The following is a 23,641-nucleotide window of genomic DNA, read 5'->3' as shown; positions in this document are numbered from 1 at the left end:
TCCCATCCGAGGTCGATATGGCTCACGATTCTGTGATCGATCGACACGGAACTTCGCATTCTCTGCCGTGCCGATGGCACGATTCGTGCCTAGGGGTTTGCAGCTGCCGAAAGGCGGTAGGCCGTTCGCCGGAGCCTCCTGATCTGCCAGGCTCCGCGTCGACGAGAGATCGAGGGATCGGCGAGAGACCGGAATGACGAAATACAAGCTCGAGTACATATGGCTCGACGGCTACACGCCGGTGCCAAACCTGCGCGGCAAAACGCAGATCAAGGAATTCGACAGCTTCCCGACCCTCGATCAGCTTCCGATGTGGGGCTTCGACGGTTCGTCCACGAAGCAGGCCGAGGGCGGCAGCTCCGACTGCATGCTCAAGCCCGTCCGCCACTTCCCCGATCCGGCCCGCACCAATGGCGTGCTGGTGCTGTGTGAAGTGATGATGCCGGACGGCAAGACCCCGCATGAATCGAACAAGCGCGCGACCATCCTGGATGACGCGGGTGCCTGGTTCGGCTTCGAGCAGGAGTACTTCTTCTACAAGAACGGCCGTCCGCTCGGCTTCCCGGAGCAAGGCTACCCGGCCCCACAGGGCCCGTACTACACCGGCGTCGGCTACTCGAACGTCGGCAGCATCGCGCGCCAGATCGTCGAGGAGCACCTCGATCTCTGCCTCGCGGCCGGAATCAATCACGAGGGCATCAACGCCGAAGTGGCGAAGGGCCAGTGGGAATTCCAGATCTTCGGCAAGGGCTCCAAGAAGGCCGCCGACGAGATGTGGATGGCCCGCTACCTCCTGCAGCGCCTCTGCGAGAAGTACGAGATCGACGTCGAGTATCACTGCAAGCCGCTCGGCGACACCGACTGGAACGGGTCGGGCATGCACTGCAACTTCTCGACCGCCTACATGCGCGAAGTCGGCGGCAAGGAGTATTTCGAGAGCCTGATGAAGGCGTTCGAGGTCAACATCGAGGATCACATCGCCGTCTACGGCCCGGACAACCACATGCGCCTCACCGGCAAGCATGAGACCGCCCCGTGGAACAAGTTCAGCTACGGCGTGGCCGACCGCGGTGCTTCGATCCGCGTTCCCCATTCCTTCGTGAACAGCGGCTACAAGGGCTACCTCGAGGATCGCCGTCCGAACTCTCAGGGCGACCCCTACCAAATCGCTTCGCAGGTGCTGAAGACCATCGCTTCGGTGCCCACTGCCGGCTCCGCTGCCGCGTAAGCATCCACTGATCTTCGCGAAACGGAAAAGCCGGGCCCTCGGGTCCGGCTTCTTCTTTTGACACCTGCTCCTCCCCGTCATTGCGAGCGGAGCGAAGCAATCCATGGATGCGGCACGCCACAGAACGCGGCGCCGGCCTTGGATTGCTTCGCTCCGCTCGCAATGACGGTGGGGCTGCGGGGTCTGGCGCGAGATCGAGCGCGGTTCAGCGAAAGCTCAGCGCCCGCGCGTGCGGTCGTCGTCGCGGATGGCGGCTTCGTGGTACCACGCGCCGCCGCTTACCGCCGGTACGGGTTTGGCGGCCTCCGGCGGCCGTCTGGCGGCCTGCGCACGGCGGAATGCTGCGAGATCGACGACTTTGGCGGGTCCGCGTAGGTCGTGTGCGTCCATCGCTCAGTCCTCCCGGCTGTTTCGGCGACCCCGTGGGCCGCCTCGTCAGGAGGAATGTAAGGTCACGTCACGTCGGCGCCCATGCCGAAAGGCTGTTTGCCGGATATTCGTGCAAGGCCGAAAATCAGGCAGCCGGGAAATAGTAGTCCTGAACTGCCCGATTTGGTCAGATCGCGTCCGGGCCCGTCTCGCCGGTACGGATGCGGATCGCCTCTTCGATCGTCGAGACGAAGATCTTGCCGTCGCCGATACGGCCGGTCTGGGCAGACTTGCGGATTGCGTCCACGGCCCCTTCCACCAGCGCGTCGGAGAGCACGATCTCGAGCTTCACCTTCGGCAGAAAATCGACCACGTATTCGGCGCCGCGATACAGCTCCGTATGGCCCTTCTGCCGCCCGAAGCCCTTAGCCTCGATCACGGTGATGCCCTGAAGGCCGACCTCTTGGAGGGCCTCCTTCACTTCATCCAACTTGAAGGGCTTGATGATCGCTTCGATCTTCTTCATGCCGCTCGGGCCTGTCTGTGCACGTTGCCGGACAGTAACATCGCCGCGATCCAGCCGCCACGGCGTTTTGCCGTCGCGGCCCTTCAATCAGCCTATTTCGTGTGCATTTGCTGCGCATCATTGAGGCGATCGGCGCGATTTTGTCCATTAGGTGAGCATCCAATGGTCGAGGCAAGGGCAGAGTTCGGCATCGGCACGCGGGTGCTCAGCGTTTCGGCGGTGGGTAGACTCGACGCGGCGGCCATCGCGGACGGCGTTCCAGGCATTGCGCTGATGGAAGCGGCCGGAGCGGCCGTCGCGGAGCGGGCCCAGGTCCTGGCGCAGAAGGGTGGGCATGTCCTCGTACTCTGCGGGCCGGGCAACAATGGTGGCGACGGTTTCGTCGCGGCTCGCCTCCTCGCGGGGAAGGATTATCCCGTCTCGCTGGTGCTGCTCGGCGAGCGAGGGACCTTGAAGGGCGATGCGGCCCTTGCGGCCGCTCAATGGGCAGGGCCGGTGCTTGCGGCGCTGCCCGGCGATCTCGATGACGTCAGTCTGGTGATCGACGCCCTGTTCGGTGCGGGGCTCTCGCGGGACCTCGATGGGGCGGCGCTTGCCATGGTCGAGAGCGTGCGCTCGGCGCGCCTGCCGGTTCTGGCGGTCGACGTCCCGAGCGGAGTCGATGGCGACAGCGGTGCGGTGCGGGGTGCGGCTTTCGAGGCGGTCGAGACCATCACCTTCGTTGCGCTGAAGCCCGCCCATCTGCTCGAGCCCGGACGATCGCTCTGCGGGCAGGTTCATGTCGCGCAGATCGGCGCGGGGGAGGCGGCGATCGCGGCCGGGCTCGCGGCCTCAATGCCGCCGCTACATCACAACGGCCCGGACCTTTGGCGCGAGGATTTTCCCCGGCTCACGCGGGCGAGCCACAAATATACGCGTGGCCATGCGGTGATCGTGTCCGGTCCCGCAACGAAGACCGGCGCGGCACGCCTCGCTGCTCGCGCGGCCCTGCGCATCGGCGCGGGGCTGGTCACTCTGACCTCGCCCGCTGCGGCGCTCGCCGAGAACGCGGCGCATCTCACGGCGATCATGCTGCGCCGCTGTGAGGAGCCCGACGACCTCGACGATCTCCTGACGGACGAGCGGCTGAACGTGGTTCTGCTCGGGCCGGGCCTCGGGGTCGGAGAACCGACGCGGGATCGCGTGGCGGTGGCGGCCTCGGCCGGGCGCCGCCTCGTCCTTGATGCCGACGCGCTCACGAGTTTCGCGGGCGGAGCGAGGCATCTGGCTGGGCTGATCGCGGAGGGCGGCGGCGAAGCGGTGCTGACCCCCCATGCGGGGGAGTTTGCCCGGTTGTTCGATGACACGAAGGTCATGCAGGCGGGCAGCAAGGTCGAACGCGCCAGGGCCGCCGCCGCGTTGACGGGCGCGGTGATGGTGTTCAAGGGCTCCGACACGGTTGTCGCGCATCCCGATGGGCGCGCCGCCATCAACGACCACGGCACGCCCTATCTTGGCACCGCCGGCTCCGGCGACGTTCTCGGCGGCTTGATCGCCGGGTTGTTGGCGCAGGGAATGCCCGCGTTCGAGGCCGCCTGCGCCGCCGTCTGGCTCCATGGCGATGCGGGCCTGCGCCATGGGCCGGGTCTCATCGCGGAGGACATTCCGGAACTGATGCCGACCGTCCTCCGGAGCCTCACGTGACCTCGAAGGAGGTCCAGAGCCCGGTATCGAACCGCTCCAGCACGGTGGCGCTGATCAGCCAGCGCCCCGGGTTGTCGGCCAGGAAGGCGATGCGCGCGGTACGCCCTTCGAGCAACTGGAACGTGTCGAGCCAATAGGGCTCCCACCCGTCGTCCAGAGGGTGCAGCAGACGGAAGCAGTGGCCGTGCAGGTGCAGGCCCTGCGGGAAGGCGGTGTCGTTGCGCAAGGTCAGCACCACGACCTGACCGCGCTTCACCGAGAAGGCCGGGGCTTGGCCCGAAGCGCCGCTGGTGCCGTTGATCGCCCAGATCTTCTTCGGATCACCGGTATAGACCGGTTCGGGGCTCGGCTTGTCCTTGGCCTCGGCAGTCTCCTTCGGAATGAAGGCGCCGCCGGTGATCACCACGTCCCGCCGCATCGCGTTCTGCAGTTTCACTTCGAGCTGGAAGTTTCTTGTTCTCGCCGATGGGGCCGATGCGCCCGCGCGTCTGCGGCAGCTTCTCGCCCTTGGTCGTCACGCTCGCCAGCGTCATCCCCTGGCCGATCAGCGCGATGACGCTGGCCTTGGCGCCCTCTTCTTCCGGCAGATCGATCATCAGGTCGTATCGGGTGCCTGGCGGGAAGGGGAGGGTCGCGCGCAGGGGCTCGAACGTGTCGGTCGGCTGGCCATCGACGGCAGCGACGTAGACCTTCACCCCCTCGAATCGCAGGCGCGTGCCCCGCGCGTTGCAGCCGTTAGCGAGTCGCAGGCGCAGCCGGGCGCCTGGCCGGGCCTCGATATTCTGAGGGGCCGGGCCGCCATTCACTGTCACCACGTTGCCGAGCCGACCGCTGGCGGCGGCGAAGGCCACCTGTCCGAACGGCATGAGGCTACCGTCGGCGTCGAGCCGCCAATCCTGCAGCAGCAGGCCGAGATCGGCATCGACGGGGGGCGGGTTCGCCTCCTCGACGACGAGAAGTCCGGCGAGCCCCCTGCCCGACGGTTCGCTCGATCCACCAACCACCAGCGGCCGGATGAGAAACGTACCCGCATCGGGAGGCGTGAAATCGTAGAGGAAATCGCCGCCCGGCGGCACGGGCTCCTTCGTGACCCCACCGACTCCGTCCATGGCGTTGACGTTGCGCACGCCGTGCCAGTGCAGGGAGAGCGGCTTGTCCGTGCCGTTCTTCAGGCGCAGCCGCACCGGCTGGCCGAGCTTCACCCGCACGATCGGCGGGGCGCTTCGCCCATCGAAGCACCACACGGCCGTTTCCTGCGCCGGTTCCGGCTTCAGGCGCACCTTGCCCGGCCCTGCCTGAAGCGGGGTCGGCTCAGGCAGCTTTGCGGAGGGCTGCGCATTGGGCGCGGGAGCCGGTGCTGGTGGCGGTGCCGGATTTGCCTTGCGACCCTGCGCGAAGGCGGGACCGGCGAGGCCCAAGGCCGCGAGCCCCCCGACCAGGGCGCGCCGCGACGGGGAAGCCCGCTCGTCCGGCGGGGTATCGGCGGCGGGATGCGGCGTGGACATGTCAGCCATGGACCCTCGGGGGCGGCATCGGAGGGCCGCTCCATAGCCGCGCAGGGCTTACAGCGCCACCGGAGCCGTCATGGTGAAACTCGCGCCGCCGGGGCTCAAGTTTTTTGCTGCGGGCGCCGTTGCCCGTGCTATAGGGCGCGCTTCCGGCGGCCGGCGAACGGGCCGGGTTGTCGGCGCGCGCGGGCGTGGCGGAACTGGTAGACGCGCTGGATTTAGGTTCCAGTGTCGCAAGACGTGGGGGTTCGAGCCCCTCCGCCCGCACCAGCCCCGCCCGGGACGGCGGGGTTCGCCCCTGCTTGCCGACGCCCGATCCCCTGCCGCCGCAGAACCTCGACCCGGTTTCGATGGGGCGAGGCCGCAAACGATTCTGGAAGAGCGACGACGATGCAGGTCACCGAGATCAACACCCAGGGGCTCAAGCGGGAATATCAGGTCCTGCTGGCCGCCCAGGAACTCGAGGAGCGCCTGACCAGCGAACTCGCCGGCATGAAGGACAAGGTGCAGCTCGAAGGGCTTCCGCCCCGGCAAGGTGCCGGTCGCCCATCTGCGCAAGGTCTATGGCCGCTCGGTGATGGCCGATGTCGTCCAGAACGCCGTGAACGAGGCGAATCGCAAGATCGTCACGGATAACAACTTGAAGCTCGCCCTCGAGCCGCAGATCGAGTTCCCGTCCGACCAGCAAGAGGTCGAGAAGGCGCTGGACGCCAAGGCCGACCTCGCCTTCAAGGTCGCCCTTGAGGTGATGCCGAGCTTCGAGCTCGCCGACCTCTCGGACGTGAGCCTGACCAAGCTCGTCGCCACCCCCTCCGACGAGGAGGTCAACGAGGCGCTCGAGCGGATGGCCGGCCAGAGCCGCCCCTTCACCGAGCGTGAGGAAGGCGCCACCGCCGAGAAGGGCGACCGCGTCACCATCGATTTCGTCGGCCGTATCGACGGCGAGGAGTTCCAGGGCGGCAAGGGCGAGGGCATCGACCTCGAACTCGGCTCGAACACCTTCATCCCCGGCTTCGAGGATCAGATCGTCGGCGCCAAGGTCGGCGAGCAGCGCCTTGTGAAGGTGACCTTCCCGGCCGAGTACGGCGCCGAGCAGCTTGCCGGCAAGGATGCCGAGTTCGACGTGACGGTCACGAAGATCCAGCAGCCTGGCGAGGCCAAGATCGACGACGAGTTCGCCAAGACCATGGGCATGGACTCGCTGGCCGATCTGAAGGACGCGATCTCCAAGGCGATCGGCAGCGACTACGAGGCCGCCTCGCGCCGCCGTCTCAAGAAGGAACTCCTCGACGCCCTGGACGGCAAGTACGCCTTCGAGCTGCCCCCGTCGCTGGTCGCGCAGGAATTCGCTGCCGTGTGGGCCCAGGTCGAACAGGACCTGAAGACCCGCGGCAAGACCTTCGAGGACGAGGGCACCGACGAGGAAAAGGCGAAGGCCGAGTACCGCAAGATTGCCGAGCGCCGCGTGCGTCTGGGTCTTGTGCTTGCGCAGGTCGGCGAGAGCGCCGATATCAAGGTCTCGGACGAAGAGGTCAATCAGGCCCTCATCGCTCGGGTGCGGCAGTTCCCGGGCCAGGAGCAGCAGGTTTGGGACTTCTACCGTAAGAACGCACAGGCGCTCGCGGAGCTGCGGGCCCCCCTGTTCGAGGAAAAGGTGGTTGACCACGTCCTCGGTCAGGTCAAAGTCACGGAAGAGCCCGTCGCGAAGGACGCCCTGTTCGCCGACGACGAGGAAGACGACACGACCGGTGATAAGCCGGCTGCGAAGGCCGATTCGGCCGACTGAGCCCGCTCCTTCCTTGGGCAGCGGGCAATGAGATTAGGCGATGGTTAAGCATCGCCGTTGTTCGCTGAAATGCCTGGGGGCCCGTGATTCGGCGGGCCCCGGGCCTCACCCCCAGGGCAGGATGAGATGAGAGACCCGATCGACGTCTACAACAATGCCCTCGTGCCGATGGTGGTCGAGCAATCGAGCCGCGGCGAGCGCGCCTTCGACATCTACTCCCGCCTGCTGCGTGAGCGGATCATCTTCCTGACCGGCCCGGTCGAGGATTACGGCGCGTCGCTCATCGTCGCGCAGCTTCTGTTTCTCGAGGCCGAGAACCCGAAGAAGGAAATTTCCTTCTACATCAATTCGCCCGGCGGCGTGGTGACCTCGGGGCTCTCGATCTACGACACGATGCAGTTCATCCGCTGCCCGGTGACGACGCTCTGCGTCGGCCAGGCCGCTTCGATGGGCTCGCTCCTGTTGACGGCCGGCGAGCCCGGTCACCGGTTCGCCCTGCCGAACGCGCGGATCATGGTCCACCAGCCCTCCGGCGGCTTCCAGGGCCAGGCGACCGACATCCTGATCCATGCCCGCGAGATCGAGGCCCTGAAGCGGCGCCTCAACGAGATCTACGTGAAGCACACGGGCCGCGAGTACGAGGCAATTCACACCGCGCTCGAGCGGGACAACTTCATGACCGCCGATGCGGCCAAGGAGTTCGGCCTGATCGACGAGGTCATTCAAAAGCGGCCTGAGCCCGCCGCTACCGCCTGATCGGTATGGCGCGCTGCCGCGGCCTTGATCCTGCCGCGGCAGCGTGTTTGCATCGGGGGATGTGACCACGCGGTCAAAGGCGCGCAGCACACTGTTTCTTTAAGCGAACCCCCTTACGTTTCACGACATTGACGTGTGCCCCTTTGCCGGCAGCGCACGTGGGGAATCGGAGACCGATATGAGCAAGTCTGGCGGCAACGACTCCAAGAGCACGCTGTATTGCTCGTTCTGCGGCAAGAGCCAGCACGAGGTCCGTAAGCTCATCGCCGGCCCGACGGTGTTCATCTGCGACGAGTGCGTCGAACTGTGCATGGACATCATCCGGGAGGAGTCGAAGTCCTCTCTGGTGAAGAGCCGCGACGGGGTGCCGACGCCGAAGGAGATCCGCCGCGTCCTCGATGACTACGTCATCGGCCAGGATTTCGCGAAGAAGGTCCTCTCGGTCGCGGTGCACAACCACTACAAGCGGCTCGCCCACGCGACGAAGCACAACGACGTCGAGCTGGCCAAGTCCAACATCATGCTGATCGGGCCGACGGGCTCGGGCAAGACGCTGCTCGCGCAGACGCTGGCCCGCATCCTCGACGTGCCGTTCACCATGGCGGACGCCACGACCCTGACCGAGGCCGGTTACGTCGGTGAGGATGTCGAGAACATCATCCTCAAGCTGCTTCAGGCGTCCGACTACAATGTCGAGCGCGCCCAGCGCGGCATCGTCTACATCGACGAGATCGACAAGATCTCCCGCAAGTCGGACAACCCCTCGATCACCCGCGACGTGTCGGGCGAGGGTGTGCAGCAGGCGCTCCTGAAGATCATGGAAGGCACTGTCGCCTCCGTGCCTCCGCAGGGCGGCCGCAAGCACCCGCAGCAGGAGTTCCTGCAGGTCGACACCACGAACATCCTGTTCATCTGCGGCGGCGCCTTCGCGGGGCTGGAGCGGATCATCTCCCAGCGCGGCAAGGGTACCTCGATCGGCTTCGGCGCGACCGTGCAGGCCCCCGATGATCGCCGCACCGGTGAGATCTTCCGCTCGGTCGAGCCGGAGGATCTGCTGAAGTTCGGCCTCATCCCCGAGTTCGTCGGCCGCTTGCCGGTACTGGCGACCCTCGAGGATCTCGACGAGGCTGCCCTGAAGAAGATCCTTCAGGAGCCGAAGAACGCCCTGGTGAAGCAGTACCAGCGCCTGTTTGAGATGGAGAACGTGGACCTCACGTTCCAGGACGAGGCCTTGTCCCTCGTCGCCCGCAAGGCGATCGAGCGGAAGACCGGCGCCCGCGGCCTGCGGTCGATCCTGGAGACCATCCTTCTCGACACGATGTACGACCTGCCGGGCCTCGAGTCCGTCGAGCAGGTGGTCATCGGCCCCGAGGTGGTCGAGGGCAAGTCGCGCCCGCTCTACATCCATGGCGAGCGTGGCAAGGAAGCGCCTGCCAGCGTCAGCGCGTAAAGACGAGACAGCCCGGCGTTGTACGCTGGGCTGCTCCGTCCCGCTCTCCTTGAAAGGCGTACGGGGCGGTATCATCTCAGGCTCAGCGCGGTGGCCGTACGCTCCTTCGAGGCACGGTACCGCGTCACCAGCCGCACAGTTTCCCTGATCCAAGACCCTCGCGGCCCGGTCGGCCGTGGCAGCATGCTTGCTCCCGTTTGCGGAGGAGCGGCGAGCCCGGCATTCCTGATGAGGTTTCCGTTATGACCCAGTCGAAATCGCGCCAGCCGGTCATCCCGGGCTCGACGGGCTCTTACGCCGTCCTTCCCCTGCGCGACATCGTCGTGTTCCCGCACATGATCGTGCCGCTCTTCGTGGGGCGCGAAAAGTCCATTCGTGCGCTGGAAGAGGCTGTCCGCTCCGACCGCCATATCCTCCTTGCCACCCAGATCAATGCGGGTGACGACGATCCGGCCACCGATGCGATCTACAAGATCGGCACGCTGGCCAGCGTCCTTCAGCTTCTGAAGCTGCCCGACGGCACCGTGAAGGTGCTGGTCGAGGGCGTCGGCCGTGCCAAGATCGCGAGCTTCACCCGCTCCGACGAATATTACGAGGCGACTGCGCTGGCGCTCCATGACGAGCTCGGCGATCAGGTCGAGGCCGAGGCGCTTGCGCGTTCGGTGCTCTCGGAGTTCGAGAACTACGTCAAGCTCAACAAGAAGATCTCCCCCGAGGTCGTCTCCGCCGTGACGCAGATCGACGAGCCGTCCAAGCTCGCCGATACGATCGGCTCGCATCTGCTTGTCAAGATCGCCGATAAGCAGGGCATCTTGGAGACGCCCACCGTCGCCCAGCGCCTCGAGAAGGTGCTGTCGCTGATGGAGAGCGAGATCTCCGTGCTGCAGGTTGAGAAGCGCATCCGCACCCGCGTGAAGCGGCAGATGGAGAAGACGCAGCGCGAATACTACCTCAACGAGCAGATGAAGGCGATCCAGAAGGAGCTGGGCGACTCCGAGGATGGCCGCGACGAGCTGGCTGAACTCGAGGAGAAGATCGAGAAGACCAAGCTCTCGAAGGAGGCCCGCGAGAAGGCGACGGCCGAGCTGAAGAAGCTGCGCCAGATGTCGCCGATGTCCGCCGAGGCCACCGTCGTCCGCAATTACCTCGACTGGATGCTCGGCATTCCGTGGGGCAAGCGCTCGAAGATCAAGAAGGATCTTCTCGGCGCCCAGGCGCTGCTGGACGAGGACCATTTTGGCCTCGACAAGGTCAAGGAGCGGATCGTCGAGTACCTCGCCGTGCAGCAGCGGGCGAACAAGCTCACCGGTCCGATCCTGTGCCTCGTCGGTCCTCCCGGCGTCGGCAAGACCTCGCTCGGTAAGTCCATCGCCAAGGCGACGGGTCGCGAGTTCGTGCGCATGTCGCTCGGTGGCGTGCGTGACGAGGCCGAGATCCGTGGTCACCGCCGGACCTATATCGGCTCGATGCCCGGCAAGATCGTTCAGTCGATGCGGAAGGCGAAGACGTCCAACCCGCTCATCCTGCTCGACGAGATCGACAAGATGGGCATGGATTTCCGCGGCGACCCGTCGGCGGCCCTCCTTGAGGTGCTGGATCCCGAGCAGAACTCGACGTTCAACGACCATTACCTCGAGGTCGATTACGACCTGTCGAACGTGATGTTCGTGACGACGGCGAACACGCTCAACATCCCGGCGCCGTTGATGGATCGGATGGAGATCATTCGCATCGCCGGTTACACCGAGGAAGAGAAGGTCGAGATCGCCCGCAAGCACCTGATCCCGAGTGCCATGAAGAAGCATGGCCTCGACAAGAAGGAGTGGTCGATCACCGATGACGGGCTGATGATGCTGGTGCGCCGCTACACGCGGGAAGCCGGCGTCCGCAACCTGGAGCGCGAGATCTCCAACCTCGCCCGCAAGGCGGTGAAGGAGATCCTGATCACCAAGGCGAAGTCGGTCGTCGCCAATGAAGAGAACCTACCGGTCTTCCTCGGCCCGCCGAAGTTCCGCTACGGCGAGATCGATGCCGAAGATCAGGTCGGCGTGGTCACGGGTCTGGCCTGGACCGAGGTCGGCGGCGAGTTGCTGACGATCGAAGGCGTCATGATGCCCGGGAAGGGCAAGATGACGGTAACCGGCAACCTGAAGGACGTGATGAAGGAGTCGATCTCGGCGGCGGCGAGCTACGTCCGCTCCCGTGCCCTCGACTTCGGCATCGAGCCGCCCTTCTTCGACCGTCGGGACATTCACGTCCACGTGCCGGAGGGGGCAACCCCGAAGGACGGACCGTCCGCCGGTATCGCGATGGCCACGGCCATCATCTCGACCCTCACGGGTATCCCGATCCGTCGGGATGTGGCGATGACGGGTGAGGTGACCCTGCGCGGTCGCGTGTTGCCGATCGGTGGCCTGAAGGAGAAGCTGCTCGCCGCCCTCCGCGGTGGCATCAAGACGGTGCTGATCCCCGAGGAGAACGCCAAGGACATCGCGGAGGTGCCCGACAGCGTGAAGAACGGTCTTGAGATCGTTCCTGTCTCGCGGATGGATCAGGTTCTCCAGCGAGCCCTGGTTCGTCAGCCCGAGCCGATCGAGTGGGATGAGCCGCTGCCGCCGGTGAAGCCTGCCCGCACGGAAGAAGACGGCGCCGCCTTCATCGCCCACTAAGGGTCTGAGGGTTTCGCTGAGAACACAGCCCGGAGCCGGAAACGGCTTCGGGCTTTTTCATGCCGGGGCCCGTCGTCACGCTTGGCTCTTGCGTCACGACGCATCAATGCCGTATCGATCCGCCGCGTCGGGCGGTTAGCTCAGTTGGTAGAGCGTCTCCTTTACACGGAGAGGGTCGGCGGTTCGAGCCCGTCACCGCCCACCAAAGGATCCATTGCCTTTGGCAAGTGGATCCTAGTCGGTTGCTTGCGAATGGCGCGCCGACGAGGCTTTATCATCAACATAATCTTTGGTGATGCCCTTTTCGGGAGTTCGTCGGAGAGCTGACGTCACCACTCGTGCGAAAGCCGAGCTAGACGTCAAACACCGGCCGTGATCTGATCCATTCGGATTTCAGATGGCTCGGATCATGGAGCTTCGGCATCTTCGGTATTTCTCCGCCGTGGCGGAGCACCTCAGCTTTACGGCAGCCGCCAACAGTCTGGGCGTGTCCCAGCCGCCGCTCAGCCAGCAGATCCGCGATCTCGAACTCGAAATTGGTGTGAACCTGTTCGAGCGGACGAGCCGACGCGTGACTTTGACGGCGGCGGGAGAGGATTTTCTGCGGAATGCCCGCGCGATCCTGATTCAGGCTGCCGATGCCGTCGATCGGGCGCGGACCATCGGAACCGGCACGGCAGGCATCCTCAACATCGGGATGACGAGTTCGGTCCTGGTCGGCCCCCTCGGCTCTCTGATCCGTGCCTTCGAACAGCAATACCGCGGCGTAGACGTGCGCATCCATGAGATGTCGCCGGGGGATCAGATCATCGCCCTCAAGTCGCATCGCACCGATCTCAGTTTCCTGCGCAGCCCGCCCGACGATCCAGATCTCGTCCGGGAGATCGCGTGGCGCGAGCGGCTGTGCATCGCGCTCCCCGCTGGCCACCCCCATGCCAGCGCGAGGAGCGTCTCAATCGATGTTGTCCGCGATGAGCGGCTGATCTCGCTCCGGCTCGAAAGCTCTCGCTTCGCGGAGGAAATCTTTCGGGCCTGTGTCGCCAAGGGGTTCACGCCGGATGTCTCGCAACAGGTGCGGGAAGCCTCCTCCCTCGTCAGCCTCGTCGCCGCCGGGTTCGGCCTCGCGATCATTCCCGAATTCATCGGGCGACTGCACCATCCAGGCGTCGTCGTGCTGCCCTTCGATCCGCCCTTCCTGTCGGCGGATGTCTATGCCTTGCACCACACGCGGAAGGGACCAGTGGTCGATAACTTCCTCACCCTGTTGCGCGCCGAAGCGCCCGGCATGGTTGAATGCTTCCAGGGCGGGTGAGAGGGTCGATCAAACCGAAAAACCTATCAATCGAGCCGAACAACATATTGGACCACGGATCCCGAAGGCGTCTATCAATCGCTTCAACGGGGGGATCACGCCATGTTCGACCTCGATCAGGACTATCCCCGCGATATGGTGGGTTACGGGCGCTGCAGGCCCGATCCGCGCTGGCCCCGGGGCAAGCGCGTCGCCGTCCAGTTCGTCGTGAATTACGAGGAAGGCGCCGAGAACTGCATCCTTCACGGGGACGCGGCGTCCGAAGCGTTTCTGTCCGAGATCGTCGGCGCTCAGCCGTGGCTCGGCAAGCGCCACGCGAACATGGAATCGATCTACGAGTACGGCGCTCGCGCGGGCTTCTGGCGCCTATGGCGAGCCTTCACCCGTCGCAACATGCCGGTGACCGTGTTCGGCGTGGCCGCCGCCATGCAGCGCAACGCCGAGGCGGTTGCGGCGATGGTCGAGGCCGATTGGGAAATCGCGACCCACGGTCTGCGCTGGATCGACTATCGCGACCACACCCCGGACGATGAGCGTGCCGATATCGACGCCGCCGTCGCGATGCAGACGGCGCTGACGGGAATACGGCCGCAGGGGCTCTATCAGGGGCGGACATCCGCCAACACCCTGGCCATCGGTGCGGCCGAGGGCGGCTTTCTGTACCTCGCCGATTCCTATGCCGACGAGTTGCCCTACTGGGTGACGATCGGCGGGCGACAGCAACTCATCGTCCCCTACACCCTCGATGCCAACGATATGCGGTTCGCCACGCCGCAGGGCTTCAACAGCGGCGACCAGTTCTTCGCCTACCTCAAGGATTCCTTCGACGTCCTCTATCGTGAGGGTGGTGAGGGCCGGGCGGGCATGATGTCGGTGGGGCTTCATTGCCGCCTCGTCGGGCGGCCTGGGCGCATGGCGGCCCTGGAGCGCTTCCTCGATTACGTGGCCGGGCATTCCGACGCCTGGGTGGCCACCCGCCTCGACATCGCCCGCCACTGGGTCGCCGAGCACCCGCCCGAGGGCGGTTATCGCCCAAGCCGGATGGGGCAGGCGCTCTTCGCGCAGGTCTTCGGCGCGGTTCTCCCCGGAGAGGGCAGGGCGTTCGCAGAGATGGTCCATGCCAAGGGTTTGGGTCCGGAAGCAGATGCGGCTGCCGGGCTTGCGCGGGTCTTCGCGGGGGCAGGCTTGGCGGAGGCCGAGAGCGATGCCTTCCTCAGCAAACTCGATAGCCTCATCGGCGGTGATCAATCACGGAACCGTTAGGCATAGCTTTTGCGCAGGACGCCGCGTACCGGCGCCGCGCTGACGACAAGGCCCGGCAACAGGGCCCCTCATCGAGCAGGGAGAAACGCGATGTACGCAAACATCGAAGCGGCAGGAGCCAGCGCGGCCGTGTCGGATGAGCGGGAAACCGTCGTCATCAAACCGAGTTACGATCCGAACCTCGTCAATGAAGACCTCGCCCCGCTGCGCAAGCAAACCTGGGGCACCTACAACATCTTCGCCTTCTGGATGTCAGACGTGCACAGCGTCGGCGGCTATGTAACGGCGGGTAGCCTGTTCTCTTTGGGCCTCGTGAGCTGGCAGGTGCTCATCGCCCTGCTCATCGGCATCGTGATCGTGCAGATCTTCTGCAATCTCGTCGCTAAGCCGAGCCAGGTCACCGGTACGCCCTACCCGGTCATCTGCCGCGCCTCGTTCGGCGTAAAGGGGGCGAACATCCCGGCCATCATCCGCGGGCTCATCGCGGTGGCATGGTACGGCATTCAGACTTATCTCGCCTCGGCGGCGCTTACGGTCGTTGCGCTCCGCTTCTACCCCGAGCTGATGCCTTATGCGGACGTGAAGCAACATGGCTTCGCCGGACTCTCGACCCTCGGCTGGTCCGCCTTCATGACCCTCTGGGTTCTGCAGGCGCTGGTCTTCTGGCGGGGCATGGAAGCGATCCGCGTCTTCATCGACTGGGCGGGACCGGCGGTCTACGTCGTGATGATCGCGCTCGCCGCCTATCTCGTCGCCAAGGCCGGCATCGATCAAATCGGCCTGAATCTCGGCGCGGTGAAGTACACGGGCTGGGATGCTCTTCCGGTGATGATTAACGCCATCGCCCTGGTGGTCTCGTACTTCTCCGGCCCGATGCTGAACTTCGGTGATTTCTCGCGCTATGGGGCGAGCTTCGAGGCGGTGAAGAAGGGTAATTTCTGGGGCCTGCCGGTGAACTTCCTCGGCTTCTCGCTGCTCACCGTCATCACGGCTTCGGCGACGGTCCCGGTCTTCGGTCACCTCATCACGGATCCCGTCGAGACGGTGAGCCGCATCGATAGCACCTTCGCGGTGGTTCTCGGCGCGTTGACTTTCATGACGGCGACGATCGGCATCAACATCGTCGCGAATTTCGTCTCGCCCGCCTTCGATTTCTCGAACGTTTCGCCGAAGCGGATTTCCTGGCGGATGGGCGGAATGATCGCGGCGGTCGGCTCGATCTTCATCACCCCTTGGAACCTGTACAACAACCCGGCCGTGATCCACTACACGCTCGACGTCCTCGGCGCGTTCATCGGCCCGCTTTTCGGCATCCTGATTGCCGACTTCTACCTCGTGCGGAAGCAGAAGATCGTCCTGGACGACCTCTACACGATGAGCCCGGCCGGGACTTACTGGTACACGAACGGCTATAACCGTGCCGCCGTCACAGCGATCATCCCCTCGGCGCTCATACCGGTCGCCTGCGTGCTGTTGCCCGGCTTCGAAAGCGTGGCGAACTTCACGTGGTTCATCGGCTGCGGCCTGGGCTTCGTGATCTACACCGCCATCATGCGGCGGCGACCCAACCTCGCGGCGCAGCCCGCCTGAGCCGAGAGAAATTCCATGCGCATCCTCCTGCTCAATCCGAACACCAGCGCTTCGGTTACGGCCCTCGTGGCGGACCGGGTCGCGGCGGTGGCGGGCGACGCGGCGACCTTCGTGCCGGTGACGGCCCGGTTCGGCGCGACCTACATCGCGAGCCGCGCGGCCCTGGCCATTGCCGGGCACGCAGCCCTCGATGCCTTCGCCGAGCATGGAAAGGGCTGCGATGCGGTCTTCATCGCCTGCTTCGGTGATCCGGGCCTCCTGGCCCTGCGCGAGGTCTCGCCCGTCCCGGTGGTGGGGATGCTCGAAGCCTCGTGCCTCGTAGCGCAGCGGACAGCAGGGCGCTACGCCATCGTGACGGGTGGCGCCCTCTGGAAGCCGATGCTGGAGGAGATCGTCGCCGGGTTCGGCCTCGGCGACGGTCTCGCTGGTATCCGCACGGTGGAGCGCACCGGTGGTGAAATCGCCAAGGACCCGGAGGGTGCCCTGTCCATGCTCGCTGCGGCCTGCCGTGAGTGCGTGGAGAAGGACCGGGCCGAGGCGGTGATCCTCGGCGGTGCGGCATTGGCTGGTCTCGCGGCCCGGTTGCAGCCGCAGGTGCCGGTGCCCGTCATCTGTTCGGTGGAAGCGGGCATCCGCGCCTCGCTCGCGGCTGTGCGGACGCCCTACGCTCGCCCGGTTCCCGCACCGATGGAGAGCATCCATCTCGGGGCGGCTCTCGAAAGCCTGCTCGGCGGCACGAAGCCGGACGGAGCGGGCAGGGGTTAGGTCTCCCCCATGCGCGGCGAACTGTGATCCCCGTACCGGGTTACCCGTGTAGAGCCGGGACACGGAGGCGAGGTTGCCGCGCTACTTCTTCGACGTGCACAACGGCAATCGTCACCATGGCTTCGAGCGTGACGATGAGGGCACCATTTGCCCCGATTTCGAGGCCGCTCGCGTGCAGGCGATGGCGACTTTGCCTGAGATCGGGCGCTGGGAAATCCCACGGGACGGCGATAAGCAGGCCTTCACGGTGCTGGTGCGCAATGAGACCGGCTCGATCGTCTACACGGCGACGCTGACCTTCGCCGGGCTCCGTTTGAATGGCGATGCAAGCTAATGTCGTGCTCAGGCTGTCGCGGACAGCTTGAGCACGTCTGCCATGGTGACGCGCCGGTCGGCCTCATTGCACAGGTGTAGAAGGGTGGATTGGCGGAACCGGATGTCGCCCGTCACCTCCTCACCGAGCCAGTCGGGCCGCACGTAGTGTTGGGCGGGGTCGTCGAGCTCCACCTCGGCGAAGACCATGCCGGACAGGGCGCCCTGGAAGACATCCACTTCCCACATCAGCCCCTCGTGAGGCACGCAGTGGCGAACCTTCTCGATCACCCGGCCGGTGCAGACCTGATCCAGCATCGAGCGTCCGTCGTCGTAAGGGATCTCGTATTCGAATTCCGGGCGAGCGATGCCGTCGCGGGCGCCTTTGACCGTGAGCCAGGCCTGTTCGCCATCCAGGCGGACGCGAACCTTGCCGCGTGCGAAATGCCCGACGAGCCCATCCTTGAGATGCCGCACGGACGCCACAGCGGAGCGCCAGCCGTCATGCGCCACCAAAAACTTCCGCTCAATCTCTAGGCGCATGAGTCTCCGGCCCCTTCGGAGGGCGGGTGTTACCGCATCGAAAGCTAACGGTCAGTCCCCTCACGCTACGTTGTGGTGGTATGGTGGCGCATGACGCGCACCCGACCCGTCACGATTTGTCGAGTCGGGCAAAAACCTTCGCGGCCTCACGTGTCGCCAACGAAAAGCCCTTCGACAGGACCGTCTCATGTCAGCCCTGCCTTGGTAGGTCGCCCGCGGCCAGAATTAAGACTTGGCAGTGTCGGCGTCTGCGATGCACTGGCGGCGATTTGACATCTGAGCGGGCATATCGGCTGCATGAATTGAGGAGCCACAATACTTGATTAACTACGCTCACGGATGCGTGAGCGAAATCCAATCTATTCATTTCATCGAAGTAGAGACACGTCTAGAAACACTCACCCATCAAAAACGACGGGTTTAGGATCTAGTAAGGATCAAATAAAGTGTCGAACGGCGTTACTCTCACCGCGGCCACCCGTCAGAACCTGCTGTCGCTGCAGGATACGGCGTCTCTGACGGCCACCACCCAGAACCGCCTTGCCACCGGCAAGAAGGTCTCCTCGGCCCTCGACAACCCGGTCACCTTCTTCACCTCGCAGGCCCTCGACCAGCGGTCGGGCGATCTGTCGAGCCTGCTCGACGGCATCTCCAACGGCGTGCAGGCGATCCAGGCGGCCAACCAGGGTATCACCTCCATCCAGAAGCTGGTGGATCAGGCCAAGTCCGTCGCCAACCAGGCGATCTCGACCCAGATCACCACCAACGGCACGGCTTCGACGGCGTTCAGCGCCAACACCACCGCCGCCACGACCATCAACCTGTTCGTGAACGGCACCTCGACCTCGGCCACCATCCCGACCAGCGCCACGATCGATCAGGCCATCACGGCCCTCAACACGGCGGTCGGCGCGGGCAGCTTCTCGAAGGACTCGACCGGCACCAAGATCGTGATGAACGCGAGCTCGGATGTCGAGTTCAACACCACCGCCGACCAGACGAACCTCGGCTTCGCGGCCGGTTCGGGTTCGACCACGGCCTACGGCGCCACCACGGCGGTGGCGCAGAGCGCCGACCTCACGGTTTCCGGCGTGTCCGCCCGTTCTGCCCTCGCGTCACAGTACAACAGCCTGCTGACCCAGATCGATCAGCTGGCCAGTGACGCGAGCTTCAACGGCACGAACCTGATCGGCGGTAAGGGCACCAACAACAACCTGACGATCAACTTCAACGCCAAGGGCAACTCGAACCTTACGGTCACCGCGACCGACGCGACTTCGAACGGCCTGAGCCTGAAGGCGATCACCGGCAGCTCCGCCGCCGGTACCGTGGGTCAGGGCAACTTCCTGCTCAACAAGGACATCAACACCACCCTGAACAGCCTGACCACGGCGTCGAACTCTCTGCGGTCGAGCCCTCGACCTTCGGCTCGGCCCTCTCGGTCGTGCAGAACCGTCAGGACTTCACCAAGAACCTGATCAACGTGCTCGACACGGGCTCCGCGAACCTGACGAACGCCGACCTCAACGCCGAGGCGGCGAACTCTCAGGCCCTCTCGACCCGCCAGTCGCTGGGCATCTCCGCCCTGTCGCTCGCCAACCAGGCTCAGCAGGGTATCCTCCAGCTCCTCCGCTAATCCGGGGCGCCTACGAGCTAGTCAGAATGCGGTCGCACTCCGGTGCGGCCGCTTTTCTGTTTCAATCCTTCAGCCGACTCTCCGGCCATCCGGCTCCGCTGAGATTTCCAGGGCGCGCGCCAGTATGTCCCGTCGTGCGACGGGGGCCTTCCCGAGCTTACGGCCCGTGCTGGCCCGGTCGAGCCCAATGAGCGTCGCGACCGGGATCAGGCCGATGGCCACGATCAACAACGCGGCTGCCGCGCCGTCCTCGTAGGTGCCGCGTGCGGCTTCCCCGTAGAGATGGGTGCTCAAGGTTTCGACATTCAGCGGCCGCAGCAGCAGCGTCAGCGGCAATTCCTTGGCGATGTCCACGAAGACCAGCAGGGCGCCGCTCAGCAGCGCGGGCCTGACGAGGGGCAGTTGCACGCCGATCAGCGTCGCGAGCCGACCGCGCCCCAGCATCCGTGCCGCGTCCGGAATGCTGCGGGGAATGCGGGCGAGGCCCGCTTCCGTCGCACCAACGGAGATCGTCAGGAATCGCAGGCCGTAGCCGATCACCAGGGCCGCCCCCGTGCCGAGCCCGACCAGGGCCGGTCCGGTGCCGCCGAGGCCCAGCCCATCGGCCAGGGTGGCATCGAGCAGGGCGAGGGGTCCGAGCAGGCCGACCGCGAGCACGGTGCCCGGCATGGCATAGCCGAGCCCCGCCATCCTGATGAGCGCCTTGCCCGCCCGGGGATTCAGGAGCGTCGGCGCGGCCGCGACGAGGAGCCCGACGCTGACGACCAGCATGGTCGCGAGCCCGGCATAGAGGATGGTGTTGGCCGTCTCCGCGAGGAGGCTCGCGGGAAGGCCGACGCTCAGCGCACGACGAAGGGCCGAGGCCAGAAGGTAGCCCGCCGGTGCCGCGAAGCCGATGACGACAGGGACGAGACCGAGGCCGAGGGCAAGCCCGCCACGCCAGCCGGTGAGGTGGCGACGTGCCATCGCCTGTTCGCGGCGTCCGCTTCCCGCATAGCCGCGTCCGCCACGGGCGACGCGTTCCAGGCCCACGAAGAGCAGGATGCTGCCCAGGATGACGAGGGCGATCTGCGACGCGCCGGGTAAGTCCGAGCGGTTCACCCAGGTGGCATAGACCTGCACGGTGAGGGTACGGACTCCAAGAAATTCGGCTGCGCCGACATCGTTGACCGCCTCCATCAAGGCGAGTCCGGTGCCGAGGGCGACCGCTGGGCGGGCCAGAGGCAGCGCGACGCGCAGAAAGCTGCGGACGGGCCCCGCGCCGAGCATGCGCGCCGCCTCCAGGAGTGACCCTGCGCGCATCAGGAACAGCGCCCGCGTCGGAAGATAGACATACGGATAGAGGACGAAGCCCAGCAGCAGGATGCATCCGGGCAAGGTGCGCAGATCCGGGAAGGGAAGGTCTCGCGGGCTCGCCAGACCGAACAGGGCGCGCAAGCCGCTCTGCACCGGCCCGAGCGGATGCATGAGGTCGAGATAGGCGTAGGCGACCACATAGGTCGGGACAGCCAGCGGCAGGAGCAGGGCGGCCTCGACGAAGCGGCGGCCCGGAAAGTCGAAGGCCGCGACGAGCCACGCCGCCCCGGCCCCGAGCCCGATCACCATGAGCCCGACGCCGACGAGGAGCAGGGCGGTGTCGCGAAGGGCCTGGGGCAGCACGTAGGCGACGAGATGCGGCCACAGTTCCCCCGTGCCTTCCAACGCCGCGACGGCGAGGGAGAGAACCGGCGCCAGAAGCGCCATGACGAGGACACCGAACGCCGCCCAACCAAATAGCCGGGCGACGGGGATCGCAGGGATCACGGAAGGAGATGGTCCGTCAGTTGTCGAACCCGACCTTGTCGATGAGGAGGCTCGCCGCCTTCCGGTTGCGAGCAATCTCGATCAGAGGCGTCGAATCGATGGTGAGCGAGCCGAAGGACGACAGCAGCGGATCGACCGCCGCGTCGGGCTTCACGGGATACTCGTAATCGGTGCGGGCATAGAGCGCCTGGGCCTCGTCGGAAACGAGATATTCCAGGAACTTCACCGCCTCGTCGCGGTTCGGCGCGTTCTTGGCGACGATCGCGCCCGACACGTTCACGTGGGTGCCGCCGCCCTCGAAGGTCGGCAGGATCACCTTGATCGCATCGCCCCATTTCTGCTGGTCCGGTCCGCCACGCCCGGACCGCATCAGGCCGACATAGTAGGAATTGCCGAGCCCGACCTCGCACAGGTCGGCGGCGATGTCGCGGGCCACGTCTCTGTCGCCGCCCGCCGCCTTGCGGGCGAGGTTCGCCTTCACGCCCTTCAGCCACGCCTCGGTCTTGTCTGCCCCGTGCCGGACGAGGAAGGCCGAGACCAACGCCGTGTTGTAGGGGTGCTGCCCCGAGCGGATGCAGACCTTCCCCTTCCATTGCGGATCGGCAAGCGACTCATAGGTCGCGCTTCCCAGGTCCTTCAGATCCTTGTCCGCGTAGAGGACACGGGCGCGCATGGAGAGGCCGAACCAGCGCCCCTCGGGATCGCGAAGGGCGGCGGGCACCGCCGATTCGAGCGCCTGTGAGCGCACGGGCTGCGCGAGGTCGCGGTCCACCAACTCGATCAGATTGCCGATATCGACGGTCATCACGACATCCGCGCCGGAGCGGGCGCCCTCGGCCGCGACGCGCTCGGCCAAGCCCTTCTCCACGAAGACCGTGTTGACCTTCACGTTGCTCTTGGCCGCGTAGGCCTCGATCAGCGGCTTGATCAATCCCGGCTCGCGGGTGGTGTAGAGGTTGACCTCCGCCGCTTGGGAAATTCCAGCCGAGCCAAGCCCTGCGAGCAGAGCAATCATGCCGAGACGAGACACGCTAAAATCCCCCGGTTCAACTATAGGAACAGAGCGATACACAGCGTGATGCGCTCAGGCAAGCGCGCTTTGTTTGTAAGTATTCTAATTATACTTGCGATTTAGGCTCCGTTTCAGTGTCCGTCGTCCGTGCCGGCGAAGACATGCGCGAGTTCGGAAGCGACGGCGAGGCCGACGCGTTCGGTGGTGTCGTGTGCCTGGGGCACGGTCAGCCGCAGGGGCGCGTCGAGCCCCGCGACGGCGAGGTCGAGGCGGGCAAGCGAGCCCGCGAAAGCCCGTCGCAGGACGCGGCCGGGTACACCCTCGCCCTCGGGCAGGAGGCGGATCGCTTCCGGGCGCAAGCAGACCCGCACCGCGCCTGCGGCGAGCGACGGGGGCGCGGCGAGGGGGCCGAGCGGCGTCTCGATCCGTCCGCCGACGGCCTGGCCGGGGATCTCGATGATGTCGCCGAGGGCACGGGCGGCGAAGGGGCTGGCGGGCGCGCGGTAGAGCGCCTCGGCCGTACCGGATTGAACGAGGCGCCCCGCGCGCATCAGCGCGATGCGATCGGCGATCTCCACCGCCTCCGCGGCGTCGTGGGTGACGAGGATCGCGCTCATCCCCGTCTGCCGAAGGACGGCGAGGGTGTCGGCGCGGACCCGCTCCCGCGTGCCGGAATCGAGGTTCGAGAAGGGCTCGTCCAGAAGTAGCACGCGCGGGCGCGGGGCCAGGGCGCGCGCCAGGGCGACCCGCTGCGCCTCGCCACCCGAGAGGTCCGCCGGGTAGCTGGCCGTGCGGTCAGCCAGCCCGACCTCGCGGAGGCGCTCCATCGCAACCGACTCTGCCTCTGCATTGGGCAGACGGTTCAATCCGAACCGGACGTTGGCCAGCACGGTGAGGTGAGGGAACAGCGCGTAGTCCTGAAACATCAGGCCGATGCCCCGCGCCTCCGGGGGAACGAAGGCGCCCCGTCCGGCCACCACGCGCCCGTCGATGCGGATCGTCCCGCCATCCGGCGTATCGAGGCCGGCGATGAGGCGCAGAAGCGTACTCTTCCCGCAGCCGGAATCGCCCAGAACCGCCAGGATCTCACCGGCCGCCAGCGTGAGCGAGACGCGGTCGAGGGCGAGGTTGCCGCCGAAGCGGCGGCTGACCTCGGCCACGTCGAGCCGCGCCTGCTCTGGCGCTGTGCTGTGTCCCCCCGACCCGTTCATCGATGCTCCCGGCGCGAGACCACGAGCCTGGCTCGCGTCACCCGCGTGTTGGCAGAGGAACGTGTGAGGCGCCATGCATCATCCCGAATGATCCGCCGGGATTGCGCGAACCCTTGGAAGGATGTTCCCCAGAGTTGTTTCCTGGGGGAAGAATGTCACTCGTTCGTCGATCCCCTGGACGACGGGCGCCAAGCTCGTAGGGTAGCGTCGCCCTCGCCC

Annotated in this window: 15 protein-coding genes, 2 tRNA genes and 4 pseudogenes; 14 read left to right on the top strand and 7 right to left on the bottom strand. The window is 65.8% G+C overall.

Annotation, left to right across the window (positions count from 1 at the left end):
* Positions 1-193 precede the first annotated feature (193 nt).
* On the top strand, positions 194-1,228 hold the full coding sequence (locus tag ACFQE0_RS01740; protein ID WP_378966509.1) for a glutamine synthetase beta-grasp domain-containing protein: 1,035 nt from the start codon (positions 194-196) through the stop codon (positions 1,226-1,228).
* A 216-nt stretch (positions 1,229-1,444) separates the two neighbouring features.
* Here the strand turns inward: ACFQE0_RS01740 and ACFQE0_RS01735 are convergent, their stop codons facing one another.
* Both ACFQE0_RS01735 and ACFQE0_RS01730 read right to left on the bottom strand, forming a co-directional pair.
* Positions 1,445-1,618 (bottom strand): DUF2735 domain-containing protein, encoded by a 174-nt coding sequence (locus ACFQE0_RS01735; protein WP_378966507.1) that lies wholly within the window; start codon positions 1,616-1,618, stop codon positions 1,445-1,447.
* 166 nt (positions 1,619-1,784) lie between these two features.
* A complete protein-coding gene (locus ACFQE0_RS01730; protein ID WP_238248076.1) occupies positions 1,785-2,123 on the bottom strand; it encodes a P-II family nitrogen regulator in 339 nt (112 codons plus the stop codon).
* 162 nt (positions 2,124-2,285) lie between these two features.
* On the opposite strand from ACFQE0_RS01730, the gene ACFQE0_RS01725 reads away from it, so the two are divergent.
* A complete protein-coding gene (locus ACFQE0_RS01725; RefSeq protein ID WP_378966505.1) occupies positions 2,286-3,806 on the top strand; it encodes an NAD(P)H-hydrate dehydratase in 1,521 nt (506 codons plus the stop codon).
* Here the strand turns inward: ACFQE0_RS01725 and ACFQE0_RS01720 are convergent.
* Positions 3,799-5,311 (bottom strand): annotated as a pseudogene (locus tag ACFQE0_RS01720) (multicopper oxidase family protein). The gene ACFQE0_RS01725 and the pseudogene ACFQE0_RS01720 overlap by 8 nt on opposite strands.
* Before the next feature lie 188 nt (positions 5,312-5,499).
* Between ACFQE0_RS01720 and ACFQE0_RS01715 the strand changes: the two are divergent.
* The 11 genes and pseudogenes from ACFQE0_RS01715 to ACFQE0_RS01665 all read left to right on the top strand — a co-directional run bounded on the left by ACFQE0_RS01715 (position 5,500) and on the right by ACFQE0_RS01665 (position 17,239).
* Positions 5,500-5,584: transfer RNA gene (locus tag ACFQE0_RS01715), tRNA-Leu, on the top strand.
* 120 nt (positions 5,585-5,704) lie between these two features.
* Positions 5,705-7,100 (top strand): annotated as a pseudogene (tig, locus tag ACFQE0_RS01710) (trigger factor).
* 126 nt (positions 7,101-7,226) lie between these two features.
* Entirely contained in the window at positions 7,227-7,856 is a 630-nt protein-coding gene (locus ACFQE0_RS01705) for an ATP-dependent Clp protease proteolytic subunit (protein WP_378966503.1), read from the top strand.
* Positions 7,857-8,034: 178 nt separating this feature from the next.
* Positions 8,035-9,306: an ATP-dependent Clp protease ATP-binding subunit ClpX gene (clpX, locus tag ACFQE0_RS01700; RefSeq protein WP_378966501.1), complete on the top strand. Its 1,272-nt coding sequence runs from the start codon at positions 8,035-8,037 to the stop codon at positions 9,304-9,306.
* Positions 9,307-9,548: 242 nt separating this feature from the next.
* A complete protein-coding gene (gene lon, locus ACFQE0_RS01695) occupies positions 9,549-11,975 on the top strand; it encodes an endopeptidase La (protein WP_378966498.1) in 2,427 nt (808 codons plus the stop codon).
* Positions 11,976-12,104: 129 nt separating this feature from the next.
* Positions 12,105-12,180 (top strand) — tRNA-Val (locus ACFQE0_RS01690).
* 204 nt (positions 12,181-12,384) lie between these two features.
* The gene (locus tag ACFQE0_RS01685) at positions 12,385-13,287 is read left to right on the top strand and encodes a LysR family transcriptional regulator (protein WP_378975197.1); all 903 of its coding nucleotides are present in this window, start codon (positions 12,385-12,387) and stop codon (positions 13,285-13,287) included.
* 102 nt (positions 13,288-13,389) lie between these two features.
* A pseudogene (puuE, locus tag ACFQE0_RS01680) lies at positions 13,390-14,448 on the top strand (allantoinase PuuE); the annotation flags it as partial.
* A 192-nt stretch (positions 14,449-14,640) separates the two neighbouring features.
* Positions 14,641-16,140 (top strand): NCS1 family nucleobase:cation symporter-1, encoded by a 1,500-nt coding sequence (locus ACFQE0_RS01675; protein WP_378966496.1) that lies wholly within the window; start codon positions 14,641-14,643, stop codon positions 16,138-16,140.
* Positions 16,141-16,155: 15 nt separating this feature from the next.
* Positions 16,156-16,905: an aspartate/glutamate racemase family protein gene (locus ACFQE0_RS01670; protein WP_378966493.1), complete on the top strand. Its 750-nt coding sequence runs from the start codon at positions 16,156-16,158 to the stop codon at positions 16,903-16,905.
* Positions 16,906-16,978: 73 nt separating this feature from the next.
* Positions 16,979-17,239, top strand: coding sequence for a DUF6894 family protein (locus ACFQE0_RS01665; RefSeq protein WP_378966491.1), 261 nt, complete (start codon positions 16,979-16,981; stop codon positions 17,237-17,239).
* Between the two features lie 8 nt (positions 17,240-17,247).
* On the opposite strand, the gene ACFQE0_RS01660 is transcribed toward ACFQE0_RS01665, so the two are convergent.
* Positions 17,248-17,760 carry a CYTH domain-containing protein gene (locus ACFQE0_RS01660; protein WP_378966489.1) on the bottom strand — a complete coding sequence of 171 codons (513 nt, stop codon included), beginning with the start codon at positions 17,758-17,760 and terminating at the stop codon, positions 17,248-17,250.
* 446 nt (positions 17,761-18,206) lie between these two features.
* Between ACFQE0_RS01660 and ACFQE0_RS01655 the strand changes: the two are divergent.
* A pseudogene (locus ACFQE0_RS01655) lies at positions 18,207-19,396 on the top strand (flagellin N-terminal helical domain-containing protein).
* Between the two features lie 69 nt (positions 19,397-19,465).
* On the opposite strand, the gene ACFQE0_RS01650 reads toward ACFQE0_RS01655, so the two are convergent.
* The 3 genes from ACFQE0_RS01650 to ACFQE0_RS01640 all read right to left on the bottom strand — a co-directional run bounded on the left by ACFQE0_RS01650 (position 19,466) and on the right by ACFQE0_RS01640 (position 23,422).
* On the bottom strand, positions 19,466-21,187 hold the full coding sequence (locus ACFQE0_RS01650; protein WP_378975195.1) for an ABC transporter permease: 1,722 nt from the start codon (positions 21,185-21,187) through the stop codon (positions 19,466-19,468).
* Positions 21,188-21,215: 28 nt separating this feature from the next.
* Complete coding sequence (locus ACFQE0_RS01645; protein ID WP_378966486.1) at positions 21,216-22,229, bottom strand: extracellular solute-binding protein; 1,014 nt, start codon at positions 22,227-22,229, stop codon at positions 21,216-21,218.
* A gap of 113 nt (positions 22,230-22,342) precedes the next feature.
* The gene (locus ACFQE0_RS01640; RefSeq protein WP_378966484.1) at positions 22,343-23,422 is read right to left on the bottom strand and encodes an ABC transporter ATP-binding protein; all 1,080 of its coding nucleotides are present in this window, start codon (positions 23,420-23,422) and stop codon (positions 22,343-22,345) included.
* Between the last annotated feature and the right edge of the window lie 219 nt (positions 23,423-23,641).

The sequence above is a fragment of the Methylobacterium komagatae genome, from assembly GCF_042661665.1.
Lineage (GTDB): Bacteria > Pseudomonadota > Alphaproteobacteria > Rhizobiales > Beijerinckiaceae > Methylobacterium > Methylobacterium komagatae.
This window is presented reverse-complemented; position numbering and strand designations above follow the sequence as displayed.

What these genes read in the sequence shown, in the direction of transcription:
- ACFQE0_RS01675 (WP_378966496.1), top strand. Translation starts at nt 14,641, where the DNA reads ATGTACGCAAACATCGAAGCGGCAGGAGCCAGCGCGGCCGTGTCGGAT.
- lon (WP_378966498.1), top strand. Translation starts at nt 9,549, where the DNA reads ATGACCCAGTCGAAATCGCGCCAGCCGGTCATCCCGGGCTCGACGGGC.
- ACFQE0_RS01735 (WP_378966507.1), bottom strand. Translation starts at nt 1,618, where the DNA reads ATGGACGCACACGACCTACGCGGACCCGCCAAAGTCGTCGATCTCGCA.
- ACFQE0_RS01730 (WP_238248076.1), bottom strand. Translation starts at nt 2,123, where the DNA reads ATGAAGAAGATCGAAGCGATCATCAAGCCCTTCAAGTTGGATGAAGTG.
- ACFQE0_RS01740 (WP_378966509.1), top strand. Translation starts at nt 194, where the DNA reads ATGACGAAATACAAGCTCGAGTACATATGGCTCGACGGCTACACGCCG.
- ACFQE0_RS01685 (WP_378975197.1), top strand. Translation starts at nt 12,385, where the DNA reads ATGGAGCTTCGGCATCTTCGGTATTTCTCCGCCGTGGCGGAGCACCTC.
- ACFQE0_RS01640 (WP_378966484.1), bottom strand. Translation starts at nt 23,422, where the DNA reads ATGAACGGGTCGGGGGGACACAGCACAGCGCCAGAGCAGGCGCGGCTC.
- ACFQE0_RS01705 (WP_378966503.1), top strand. Translation starts at nt 7,227, where the DNA reads ATGAGAGACCCGATCGACGTCTACAACAATGCCCTCGTGCCGATGGTG.
- ACFQE0_RS01670 (WP_378966493.1), top strand. Translation starts at nt 16,156, where the DNA reads ATGCGCATCCTCCTGCTCAATCCGAACACCAGCGCTTCGGTTACGGCC.
- clpX (WP_378966501.1), top strand. Translation starts at nt 8,035, where the DNA reads ATGAGCAAGTCTGGCGGCAACGACTCCAAGAGCACGCTGTATTGCTCG.
- ACFQE0_RS01725 (WP_378966505.1), top strand. Translation starts at nt 2,286, where the DNA reads ATGGTCGAGGCAAGGGCAGAGTTCGGCATCGGCACGCGGGTGCTCAGC.
- ACFQE0_RS01660 (WP_378966489.1), bottom strand. Translation starts at nt 17,760, where the DNA reads ATGCGCCTAGAGATTGAGCGGAAGTTTTTGGTGGCGCATGACGGCTGG.